This window comes from Peristeroidobacter soli (assembly GCF_004138485.1).
Lineage (GTDB): Bacteria > Pseudomonadota > Gammaproteobacteria > Steroidobacterales > Steroidobacteraceae > Steroidobacter > Steroidobacter soli.
The window spans coordinates 1,510,903-1,523,009 of sequence record NZ_RYEV01000004.1; the positions used below are offsets into that span (position 1 = coordinate 1,510,903).

The window sequence follows — 12,107 nt, forward strand, 5'->3', positions numbered from 1 at the left end:
CGATTGAGGGCTTCCACAGGACGCAGGTCTACCGCTTACGGGCGGAACGACCGCGACGGTCAAGAAAATCGCTCAGCGCTTGCGCCACTCGATCATTCTCTGGGTGCTGCGCGCTCAAGCGCTTCAGAACGTCGATGGCGCGATCGGGCGAGTTCTTTTCGAACAGCGCAACCGCGTATACATAGCCGTAGGTGACGTCACTCGGTGACAGTTCGTGAGCACGCTTGAGATGTTTCAGCGCTTCATCGTACTCTCGCGACCTTACTTGCTGCAGGCCCATGGCGTAGTGAACTGCCGCGGCGTCTGGCGCGAGGTCGAGCGCTTGATCGAGCGTGACCCGTGCATCGCCTTCTCGTTGCAGCTGACGATATAGATCAGCGAGATTCAAGTACGCTGGGATAAACTGGCGATCCAATCGCAGGGCGTCGCGATACGCGCTCTCCGCCAAGGCTGCCTCACGCCGATTCACATAAAACAGCCCCAGGTTCACCAGATTGCCTGGCATGTCGGCGTTAGCGCGCATCGACGCAACGTATTCGCTGAACAACGCCACCAACTGAGTGCGCTGCTCGGCGGCCAAGCCGCCCGTATCGATAGCCGAGAGCAGCGGCGCGACCTGCATGCGCACCGACTTCGAGGGATCGCCGGCTAACGGCCGAAGCATCTGCAACCGCTGCGCGGGATCCACCGCCTCAAATCCCTCCGTCGCTGCGCGCCTCACCAGCGGATCCGAGTCGCTAAAGTATCGGCGCGATTCATGTAACGTGTTGCTGCTGGGCCGCTGCCCCAAGCTGCTCAATGCAGCGGCACGCGCGATGCCCGGCATGGTGGAGTCGGCTGCGAGCTGCAGCCAGGCCGCGTCGTCGGCACTGGTCAGCAGATCGCTGAAATGCCGGGCAACTTCCTTGTCGGCGCTCCGCCGCCAATCCTCAACGCGCGCAGCCGCCCACTTCGGCCCCTGCTTCGCATGACATTGACCGCACGCGTTGGGCATGCCGTACTTCACCGAAAGATCGGGCCGCGGAATGCGGATGCTGTGATCGCGCCGGTCATCAACCACCATATAAGTCGTTACCGGCATGTGACAATTGGCGCACTCCGCCCCTTTCGAGCCTGCGGCGTGATGATGATGAGCGGCCCTGTCGAACACGCCCGGATCGTGACATTGAGCGCACACGTCGTTATCGGTTGCGCGCAATTTTAAGGAATGTGGGTCATGGCAGTTGCTGCACACAACACCGCGCGCGTGCATCTTGCTCTGAAGAAACGAACCCAGCTCGTAGTCCTCATCGAGGATCTGCCCATCGGCATGATAGGTCGGCGGCATCGGCAAACTCAGAGAATACGCCTGGTGATACGCTGGCATGCGAAACTTCTGCTCGGAACTCACGAGGACTTGGCGGCGAGAGTGGCACGGCCCGCACGCATCCAGCTGCCGGCTCGATTGTGCGGTGGACAGGCTGGCATTGGTCGCTTGCGCGGTCGCTACCCCCGGCGCACGTGAAAACTTCGCTTTGGCGGCGACATCGATAACGAGCCCCTTATCCGCTGACGTCGCAGCTGCCGAATTGGGGTCTTTCGCCCACTTCACATGTTCGCTGCCGGCGCCGTGGCACGCTTCGCACGCGACATCTATATCGGTCCACGTCGTTGCATAGGTGCCCTGGGCGGCGTCGTAGTTCTTGCGCAGGCCGGTGCTATGACACTCGGCGCAGCGGCTGTTCCAGTTGTAGTAGGGGCCAGTCCAGTGTAGCGGATCGTCGTGCCGGACGCGCTCCCCAGCCTGCAAATCAAACCAACGCTGCCCGCCTTGCGCTTTGGGCCGGCTGTCCCACGCGGCTGTCAGTGCTTGATAGCGTCCGCTTGGAAACGCAACGAGATACTGTTGCAGCGGATATGCTCCGAACGTGTATTCGATCTTGAACGCCTCTGGCTTTCCCTGGGCGTTGTCGGTTTCGACCCAGTACTCCTCGCCGCGCCGAAAGAAGCGCGTGGCCCCGCCGAAGCGCCGCAATGCCGCGTTCTCGAAATCGCCCAGCACCGCCGGGTCATCGGCCGGCTGCATCGCCAGGTCATGATGCGAGCCGCGCCATGATTCGTACTGAGCGCGATGGCAACCGGCACACGCAGCGCCGCCCACGAAATCGGCGCTGCTCGCCTGCACCCTCTGCACCACTGGCGCTTGGTGTCCTTTCTCAGACTGCGGCTTCTCTGCCCGCTCGGATCCCTCGCAGGCGCCAAGCGCGCACAACACGAGCCACAGACATGCCACCCTCCATCGCACCCAACCCCGACACTTGAAATCGAGCGACGATCGAAGTGACCAACAAGCCTTAAACGATGGGGGCGATGGCAACACGACCTGGCGACCGGTGAACGACGCCTTCGCCTCGCTGACGACTAGCAGCCATCGGAACACTCGGCGCTTGGTGATACTCGGTCGCAAGTTCCCGATCCGCGACGCAGTTCCATGGCACTGCTTACCGACTGACTGGCTTCCAGCAGGTCGTGACCTCCGCTTTGAGAACCCGCGTAGCTCAAACGGTGACCGATTCAGGGTCGCGAGCTGAGCGAGTCCGACAGAGAGATCTTCATTCGGGTCATCAAGTTGGTAGCGCAATCGGATTCTTTGCCGGATACTTGCAATCCCACGGCGGGCTGCTGCGGCAGCCGCGGGCATCCACAATTGAGTGGGCGATTGAATTCACTCTCACCGCTTGACGCCGGCCGTTCGTGCTTCGTCGACAAGCGCTATTACTCATGCTCCACTTCTACACAAGTGTCGCCGATCGATCTGGACACATGCCTACGACTGCGTGGTAACGGCGGACGGGTTTCAGCCCAGGTTTCAGCCCTCCCCCCCCCAGCTCCGCCTGCTCCTCAAAGGACTGGCGCACACAAAATCTTCGAAGTCGTGCAGCCGTTCAGCACGTTCGACCACCGCAATTGCGTGGAAGATCTCACGCACCTGAGCAGCTTAGACAGAACAACACTAACGGTCACGATCAACTATCTTCGGATGACAATGATCAATGATCCAAATCTCTGACGATTGATACCGCTGCGAGTTCCGTACTCTCAATGCGCTGAGCAACCTCTCTATATAACCGCCATCCGAAAACGTTTGTGCCCACGCCCTAGGTAGAGCAGCGAAAAACTTTCGCACCACTCATCGGAACGGCATCGTCTCGTCTCGCGCAGAAGAGAGAACCTCTAGAGACGGACGCGCCCACGGATACTCAGCATGGTACCGTGATACGCCCGTCTAGCCTCTCGAGCGCAACGGAGCATCGCATCTGCAATCTCGTCCAGAGGATTCCGCAGTATGGCTCGTCAAGACATCATACTGATTCTGGGAAGCGGTCGTTCCGGCTCGTCCGCGCTCGCACGCGTTCTATCCTTGTGCGGATGCTCGCTTCCCGCATTGGTTTTTGGCGCCGACGAGGGAAATCGCAGAGGGTTTTGGGAACCCGCGGTCGCAGCGAATCACAATCTGGATTTCTTGCAGCGGCAAGGCTGGTTTGCGGCCAACTCCATCCATCATCCTCTCAGCAAACTGTCGTGCTGTGACAATGATCGAGAGGAATACATCGCCAAGATCCGCGAATTCCTGGCGACGTGTGCCGGCGACGCGCCACTGATCATTAAAGAGCCGCTGATCGACGAACTTACCGACTTCTGGTTCGAGGCCGCACGCGACACGGGGCTCTCCATTAAGATCGTCATTACGATCCGCCCACCCCACCAAGTATTCGCATCAGGTCGAAAATTTGCGTCTGAACTGGCCTGGACCCAGCACCCTCTAGAGCGACAAAGCGTCTGGTGGCTTCGGACAAACTTGTTGGTGGAACGGCAATCCCGCAACCATCAACGTGTCTTCGTCGACTACATCAATCTAATGAAGGACTGGCGCGTTGAAATTAACCGAGTGTCAAGAGCACTGTCGGTCGATCTGCGCCCCGACGAGGCGGCCATCGATCGCTTTATGAGCCGGGACCTTCACCGGCAACGCTCCTCGGCTTCCCAGAATCCAGAGACCTTTGCCTCTTCGTGGATTCAACGCAGTTACGATGTGCTCTCCAAAGCTGCCCAGGGTGAGCCTTTGGACCTCGCGCAGTTGGAGGAGATTTCCCGCGAATTCAGCAAGAGCGAACCTGCGCAGAGGGAGCTATTGGCGGGAATCGACCTGCAACCGTTACGGGAGTATTTCGGTCGCCGACCTGTTTGGCGGGCCGGAGTAGATTATTAGGCCCAGCTCTTCACCGGTACCGCTGCTTCGAAGCGGTGGCACCAGCGCGCAATGTCACCGCAACATCCCCACGTTGTCCGTCATTCGCCGTTCCAGCCACCCTGGCCAGTCTGCCTGCTCTACCGAAATTACTCGCGATCCACTGCGCCGGAGCTCGATGTGCGCTCAGTGCCACGATAGCGATTCAAACGTTCGGTGAGTTGCTCGACGAGCTTCGGGTGCTGCGCATACACGTTCTCCCGCTCGCCGAGGTCATTTGAGAGGTCATAGAGTTGCCCCGGCGGTTGGCCCACCGGCGGACGCTGTGCGCACGGATTGGAAAGCAGGGCGCCCTCGCCGAATCCCTCAAACATCGATCTCATGCAGCCTGAAGGAATCCATTTCCACTGATTCCAGCGCAGCGCTAGCAATCGCCCGTCGGGCCCTACTGCTTCGTGCACGAGGACTTCGCGTCCCGACTGGAGAGACTTGCTGAGAAAGACAGGCAAGAGATTAAAACTGTCCTCGGCTGTGCTGGCTGGAATTGTCTGCCCAGTCACACTGGCCACGGTGCCCATGATATCTGTGAAGGAAACGAGCGTCGTACTCGTCGTGCCTGCAGCGATTTCCCCCGGCCAGCGTGCGACAAACGGGATCCGATGGCCGCCCTCCCAAGCATCGCCTTTCATGCCGCGAAGACCACCCACCGCTCGATGGCCGTACCTCAGGATATCCGCCTCGTACCACGTCGGCCCGTTATCACTGGTGAAGAGAAGCAGCGTGTCGTTTGCTTTACCTGCACGCTCCAGCGCGTCAACAATCCGTCCCACCTCCGCGTCCATCTGCATGACGAAATCCCCGTACATGCCGGCGCCGCTTTGGCCGCGGAAGGGTTCAGTGGGCAGCCACGGCGGGTGAGGCGCGGTCAGAGCGACATACAAGAAAAAGGGTTGTCGGGCGCCCGCCTGCGCTTGGAGATACTCCACTGCGCGATCCGCCAAGCGCCCCAACACCTCTTCATGCTTGAAGTCTGTGCTGATCATGCCGGCCCGCCAGAACTCGCCCTGAATCGATCTCATGCCTGGCGTATGGTGCTCAGGTATGCTCGTGCGTGCGCCTTGCTGGAACCGATCGTCCTGCAGAAAGACATACGGCGGAACGTCTAGTGAGGCGGCGAGCCCAAAGTAGCTCGAAAAGCCGTGGCCTATGGGCCCGCCTCGTAGTGGCTGAGTGTAGTCAGAAGGGCTGGGATGCACGCCCAGTCCCTCGAATCCCAGGTGCCATTTCCCAATCATCGCCGTCGCGTAACCGGCTTGTGACAGCACCGACGCGAGCGTGGGTTGCTGAGGCGCTATGAGCGCCTGCGTCTCAAACTTTCGATCGTTACGAAACAGGCGCCGTCCCGTAAGCAACTCATAGCGACTCGGCACACAGGTTGCTGCCGAGTGCGCGTCCACGAACCGCATCCCCTGCCGAGCCAATTGATCAATGTGAGGCGTGCCAATCTTTGATTCGGGGTTGTAGGCGCCCACGTCGCCGTATCCGAGGTCGTCGGCTAGGATGATGACGATGTTGGGCGGGGGCGCCGCAATAGCTGACGAATGGATGCAGAAAGCCAGGAGCACTGCAGCAACCCGGGGCAGCGCCGATGCTATCTCACGCTCGAATATGACTCGATGAGCCGAGCCTGTTAACTCAATAGATGCCCTCATTCTTCGGAAGATCGCCTGAGAGGCGACACAGGCCCGAGGCGTCTTTCAGATCGATCCGCGCGCGGGCAATACTGCTCCAGGTCAACCACCTGGAATCAGCGCCGCAGACGATGAAGCGCCGACGGCTGAGCGTGGATGCCTGATCGGAGATGGTCGAGAAGTTCAAAGCCAGCGGGCAATCCGAGGGGTGTTCGGCCAGCAAGCACAGTGAGCCTAGCGAGCTTGCGCAGATGGCACACAAAGTTTCGGTTGGAGCCCACCGGGAAACGGCCTGCGACGCGCGAGAATACCGCAGCAGGTGCTGCGCTACCTCCTTATCCGATCTGGGCGGACCACCGGCACGCAGCGGATAGTTGGAAGCTCGATTGGACTTCAGTGGCGGCAGTGGTTCTTCAACTGTCACGCAGTTGGTGGACGCACGATGTTCCTCCGGGAGGGTTGGCTCATCAACCGAGCGGCAACGTAAGGATCCACAGTCCCAGCATCGTATAGGTGATCATGAGGATCAGTAGCGGCAGCTGACTCAGGAGCGCCGCGCCTCGTTGCGGAAAGGCTCGCACGGCCTCGTAGTGCCCCAACACCACGCTCATCACGTGCCCGAGCAGGCCCACGGTAAGCTGCATATGCCACACTACGCCATGTCCAACGCTCCCCCGGGCGACTTCCTGCAGCGAAGCCTCGCGCATGAGTTCGACGCCGATTAGGCCTGCGAACGACGCCAGCCATACCCGACACTGTACGATGAGAAGCGTATAGTAGTGCGCGAATTGATACGCGAAGGCGATGGGCACAAGCGAATATGTAAATCGAAGTGCGAGTTCTCGCAGCGCGAGCGTCGATCGGGTCAGCCCCTTGGCGACGAGCAGCGTCGCCATGAAAATCACGAGGTAGATGACTGGAAACACCAGCAGGCCGAGCTGACGGTACGCGAGGAACATTCCCACTAACAAATTCTGCGCCTTGCCCAGATCCTCCCCCAGAGAGGCTGTAGCCACTTCAGCATGTTCGTCCAGAAGAGCCCCGTCCACAGCTGCGTGTCGTGGATGCCGTCATAGGCGGTCGAGGAGAGCATGAAGAGGACGAAGAGCAGCAGGCTGATGCGCTCGGGACCCTCGCTTAGCAATCCCGAAAATGGTGCACGCAGGCGAATCGCGCGAAGACCCTCCGCCTCATCACGGAGGTACTCCACCGGCGCCATCTTTCCACCGATGCGGAAGAGCACGGCGAACACGTCAGCCTGCTCGAACCAGTCACGTCTGCCGAACAGGGCGATGCCCAGCAGCGTCACCGCAGTGTAAGCGAGCAGCATCCTCGACGTCTGTTCGAGAAATAACACAACGGCTGCTCAGCACGCCTCACGCACCTGGCACCTCATCTATGCATCGCGTGGTGTCATCGAAAAGGTGATTTAGCATCAATGAAATCAATCCGGTACCCCCCCGCCTGCGAGCTACGCTACCCGAGTATGACGACATAAATTTGCACGGGAGGGTATCCAGGCACCCGAACGCCTTCTTGTGATTCACACTGCGGACTACGGATGTATGGCATGGAGGCTACTACAGTAAGCCGCTCCATATAGGATCTCCACCCCAGAGCGGATCAGATCGACGATTTTCTGGAGCAGCGACTCTATCATCATCGACATACGGATCAGCTCAACGACTCATCGCAGACGGCGATCGAAGATATCTGGGTGCTGCGTCTTTACCAATTTCTTCCGCGGCGGCCAAGGATGAGCGCATGGATATGAACGGTGTCGACGAACTCTACGCAGCGTACCGCCCACGAGGGCCGCAATTTGGCCTGTTCACGCCCGAGCTTGGCACCACGTTGAATGAATACTTTCAGCGTCGGCCAATCTGGACAAAAGGGCGAGAATACTGAGCAGCACACTTGCAAAGCGATGCCTTCGATGCTTACTCCATGCGACAAGATTCTTACGTTGATCGTCCTATTCGCCCTCCACGTTACTTTCGCTACACCCTCACATTGCGCTTCTTCCTCAGACAATTCCAATGATGTCGACTCAGTTCAATCCGACGCGAACAACTGGCCGATGGTCGGACGGGATCATTTCAATACGCGCTACTCTCCGCTCGCACAGGTAAATGCGGACAACGTGCAGCAACTCGGCGCCGACTGGGTTTCAGAGCCGTTCGATGAGAGCGGGACATCCTCGGTCACTCCAGTGATCGAGCATCGAGTGATGTTCGTAAGTGCCGGGAGAAAGGTCTACGCGTTGAATGCCCGCACTGGCAACCGCCTTTGGACATACAATACCGTGCCTGATAATCCCTCGGAATCGGCGCGGACAGCACGGAGCGGCAAGCGCGCGTCTCCGCACGCCGCACCGAACCGACGGGGCGTTGCCGTCGGGAGAGGCTTGGTCTTTGTCGGTCTGATGGACGGCCACGTGATCGCGCTCAAGCAGACGACGGGCGAACTCATCTGGATCCAACAAACAGGAACCGAAGAACCGAAGAAGGAACAGCGCGCATCGCCCGCACCTACGTATGTAAACGGCGTGGTTTTCTCGGGACTGTCGAATGGTGACGCGCGTCTTCGCGGACGACTCACTGCGCTCGATGCGGCGACCGGACACGTCCTGTGGCAGCTGTTTGCGATTCCAGCGCCCGGAGAACCCGGGCACGAGACGTGGCCATCATTCAACGATGCTTGGAAGCTCGGCGGCGCCGGGATTTGGACCAACGCGGCGGTAGATCCGGAACTTGGTCTGGTCTATGTGACGACAGGCAATGCCGTGCCACCTTTCGCTGGGGATTTCCGGCCGGGAGATAATTTGTACACGTGCTCGGTTCTGGCAGTGGACATGAGATCCGGGAAGCTGCGATGGCACTACCAGCTTGTACGACACGATGTATTCGAAGCTGACGCCGGGACGCCTGTGATCCTGTACGATGCAAAGGTGAACGGCCGGATACGCAAGGCACTTGCGGTCGTAAGATCTGACGGCTACCTATACCAACTCGATCGAGCAAACGGCACGCCACTTCTGGCCACAGAAGAGCGACCAGTGCCTCAATTGCGGTCTCAAATGACCTCTCCCACACAGTCCTTCCCCGTCGGTGGCGAAAGTATCTTGATGAACTGTGAACAGTGGAAGAAGGAGAGCATTCCGGCGGGCTTCGTTCTGGGATGTATGTGGACACCGCCGGCATCTCCCCCGCCCTCGAAAGATCCCCCCAATGTCTTGGCCCCGATGCCGTGGGTGCGCACAAGCCCCATGGCGTATAGTCCACATACTGGATTCTTCTACGTGCGAGGGATTTCTTGGTTGGGCTGGCCCAGGCGGGCGCATGACCCCTACTACTTCGACTTCTCAACAGCACCCGGGCTGAAAGTGCATGGAGAGTTAGCCGCTATTGACAGCAGAACGGGAAAGATCGCTTGGAAGCGACGAACACCGGTCATGACCGTAGCGGGCCTGCCGACTCAGGTTAGAAGCGGCCCCATAGTGACAGCAGGTGGAGTCATGTTCCTGAGCGCGGAAGATGGCAACGTCGAGGCCTACGATTCACGAACGGGAGATGTTCTCTGGAAATACCAGACCGGCGCAGGTAGTGGCGCCGGCTCTCCAGCCTCCTACGAGATTGACGGAGAACAATACATTGCCGTACCCATGGGCGCGCGAGTTTGGGCGTTCAAGCTTCGTAGCCGGGAGATCGCGCCCGCGCTCAGTACACCCAGTCTGCAGGAAGAGGAAGCCTTCTCTGGTCCAATCGTGGACACTGAGGAAATCGAGACGACCTCCCTAAAGCGCTCACTCTTTGGGTCGGGAACTCGGTACTTTATCGATGAGTACTCATTCAACCCGTATCGTGCCCGCGTGAAAGTGGGAGCCAAGGTGCTATTTGTCAACAATGGCAACCTCCGCCATGAATTCGCAGCAACCGACGGTTCCTGGAGCACGGGACCGCTGAATCCTGCTCAAGAAGCCTGGATTACCTTTGATACAGTCGCGCGGCACACCTATATCTGCAGGGATCATCCATGGAGTTATGGGCAGATCATCGTGTTAGACGCACCCACAGATTCCCATCGAACGTCAACCACCTCACCTACTCCACCGACCCATCGAGGCGAGGTCACTGAGCAAGTGAATCGGGGCAAGGAATATTTCAACAAGAGCTGTAGCGTATGTCATGGGGAAGATTTGAGCGGACGAGCGGCAGCACCGGCGCTCCTGGGCGCGGCCTTCACCGCACGCTGGAGGAATGCCACCGTCGTGGATCTATTCGACAACGTGCGCGCGACGATGCCGCAGACGAGCCCCGGGAGCCTCGATCGACAAACCTACATCGACATCGTCTCCTACCTCCTGAGGGCCAATGACCTTTCCAGCGGTGCGAATCCCCTGACCTATGACCCCGAAGCGTTGAGGCACATCAAAATTGAGTCGATCAAGTGATCGAGTAGTCGATCGGTATCCACCCGATTCATTCGGGGCGCATCCAGCACATTCGCTCCGCGAGCCTACCCGCTAGCCTAGATGGGTCCATCGTGCAGCAGTTCGAGTGCGATGCCATTGCAATGGTCAGCACATGACCGCGCCGATCAATGGTGAGGCGCTGCCTCACGGGAGCTGCTATCACACTGCACCGATTGCTATTTCGAAGCGCCGCAGAACTTCAGATGGTGCGACTGGGAATTCGGAGAGCGCGACATTGCCGACGTAGCCAATGGCGATGTGTCCTTCGCGGGAGGTGTAGTAGCCAGCGCAGATCAGCTCTATGAGTCGATGCGAGAAATCTTTAGTCGACGGCGTGATAAGCGAACAGGCAAATACAGCATCTTGGTCTTGTCGATTTGCATCTGAAAACGATGTACCGATCTCTTGGCGCGCCAAATGATCCAGCACAACAAGGCCTTCGAGGATGACGATGCGGTCCGTACGCATTTGCCGGTACGGTGCGCTGAGCCACTCATCCAGAAACTCATATACACCCAAGTCCTTCGCCGATGGGTGCGGAGGCTCGGCAGGCAGCACAATCTCGGACAGATCGCTGAGCGTCGCCAGCTGTAATTTGCTCAGTGTGCGCGACCAAGTGACCATGCGCTGCAGCCTATCCGGATCAGTGCCGTAGCCTCTTGCCGTTTGCATGGTGATTCGACCTGCAGAGGCACGCTGGCTATTCGCCGCCAACGCAATGACGCTGATGTACTTCAATGCCGTGCGTCGAGTCATGCCATCTGCAGGCATTCAGATCTCCTTCCGGATGAAACTGTCCGCGAGATGATCACTCGCCCGCCACGAGAGCGCCATGATGGTATTTGTTGGATTCTTGTCAGCGTGACTGGCGAAACTTGCGCCATCCGCAATATAGAGGTTACGTACGTCCCAGGTGTGACCAGACTTCGTCAGTACCGAGTTCCTCGCATCTATCCCCATGCGGGCGGTGCCCAGCTCGTGAAAGAGCTCCCCGGCCCCAAAGATGGGGCTACCGATGGCATTCTTCAGTACGCGCGGTGTGCCGCCCATTGCAACGATCATGTCGCTCATTGCCGAGACGGCGTGCCGCGCTTGCTCGATTTCCTGGCGACCGAATTTCCAGTGAAAGCGTAGGACTGGAATCCCCAGCGATCCTGCACGCTCGGATCGATCTCGCAATAGCAATTCTCGTTCGGAACCATGGCACCGACCGACCCCAATGTAATCTTCGACCCGAACTCATAGCGCAGTCGCTTTCGCAGTGCATGGCCGTAGAGAGGCCGGCCGGCACTGCTTGGAGTTTCTTTAAACATCTCGACGGTGGGCATGACCCGTCCTCCCTGCATCTGTATGTGATACTCGGTGGAGAATGACAGTCGGCCGGTGCGTTGATCTCGATGACCCCACCAGGGCACATAGGAATGCCCATTGTTGGAAGTTCCGTCGTCGTGAAAGGGAGCTAGCTCTTGCAGTACGGGAAGGTGGCCAGTGACTGCTGTCGCTACGGTATTGCACGATTTCCTCCGTTGAGACCCACCCAGTTTCCTGGGTTGGGGACCACCTGATTTCCTGAGTTCGGGACCACCCGATTTCCTCGGTTGGGGACCACCTGGCGGAGCGCTTTTCGAGGCGCCGCCGGCGCCGAGGAGTGGCCCGCCGATGTCCAGAGTCGATCCGTCCGAGCCTGTCGCACAGGCTCATCCCACCGAGCCCG

Annotated in this window: 8 protein-coding genes; 2 read left to right on the top strand and 6 right to left on the bottom strand. The window is 59.0% G+C overall.

All coding sequences use genetic code 11. The annotated features are described in order from the left end of the window. Positions 1-28 precede the first annotated feature (28 nt). Positions 29-2,173 carry an ammonia-forming cytochrome c nitrite reductase subunit c552 gene (locus tag EKO19_RS21530; protein WP_217705501.1) on the bottom strand — a complete coding sequence of 715 codons (2,145 nt, stop codon included), beginning with the start codon at positions 2,171-2,173 and terminating at the stop codon, positions 29-31. A gap of 1,152 nt (positions 2,174-3,325) precedes the next feature. Between EKO19_RS21530 and EKO19_RS21535 the strand changes: the two genes are divergently transcribed. Further along, positions 3,326-4,249 (top strand): sulfotransferase family protein, encoded by a 924-nt coding sequence (locus tag EKO19_RS21535; RefSeq protein WP_129778479.1) that lies wholly within the window; start codon positions 3,326-3,328, stop codon positions 4,247-4,249. A 128-nt stretch (positions 4,250-4,377) separates the two neighbouring features. Here the strand turns inward: EKO19_RS21535 and EKO19_RS21540 are convergent, their stop codons facing one another. From EKO19_RS21540 to EKO19_RS21550, 3 genes are all read right to left on the bottom strand, one after another. Next, the gene (locus tag EKO19_RS21540; protein ID WP_157995373.1) at positions 4,378-5,853 is read right to left on the bottom strand and encodes a sulfatase-like hydrolase/transferase; all 1,476 of its coding nucleotides are present in this window, start codon (positions 5,851-5,853) and stop codon (positions 4,378-4,380) included. A gap of 533 nt (positions 5,854-6,386) precedes the next feature. Further along, positions 6,387-6,935 carry a hypothetical protein gene (locus EKO19_RS21545; protein WP_175597145.1) on the bottom strand — a complete coding sequence of 183 codons (549 nt, stop codon included), beginning with the start codon at positions 6,933-6,935 and terminating at the stop codon, positions 6,387-6,389. After that, positions 6,884-7,276 carry a hypothetical protein gene (locus tag EKO19_RS21550; protein WP_129778482.1) on the bottom strand — a complete coding sequence of 131 codons (393 nt, stop codon included), beginning with the start codon at positions 7,274-7,276 and terminating at the stop codon, positions 6,884-6,886. The genes EKO19_RS21545 and EKO19_RS21550 overlap by 52 nt, the downstream gene beginning before the upstream one ends. Before the next feature lie 501 nt (positions 7,277-7,777). On the opposite strand from EKO19_RS21550, the gene EKO19_RS21555 reads away from it, so the two are divergent. Continuing rightward, positions 7,778-10,372: an outer membrane protein assembly factor BamB family protein gene (locus EKO19_RS21555; protein ID WP_129778483.1), complete on the top strand. Its 2,595-nt coding sequence runs from the start codon at positions 7,778-7,780 to the stop codon at positions 10,370-10,372. A gap of 180 nt (positions 10,373-10,552) precedes the next feature. On the opposite strand, the gene EKO19_RS21560 is transcribed toward EKO19_RS21555, so the two are convergent. Together EKO19_RS21560 and EKO19_RS21565 are read right to left on the bottom strand one after the other, a co-directional pair. Further along, positions 10,553-11,164, bottom strand: coding sequence for a gluconate 2-dehydrogenase subunit 3 family protein (locus EKO19_RS21560; protein WP_129778484.1), 612 nt, complete (start codon positions 11,162-11,164; stop codon positions 10,553-10,555). Continuing rightward, complete coding sequence (locus EKO19_RS21565; protein ID WP_322095749.1) at positions 11,165-11,578, bottom strand: GMC family oxidoreductase; 414 nt, start codon at positions 11,576-11,578, stop codon at positions 11,165-11,167. It abuts the gene before it with no gap. Between the last annotated feature and the right edge of the window lie 529 nt (positions 11,579-12,107).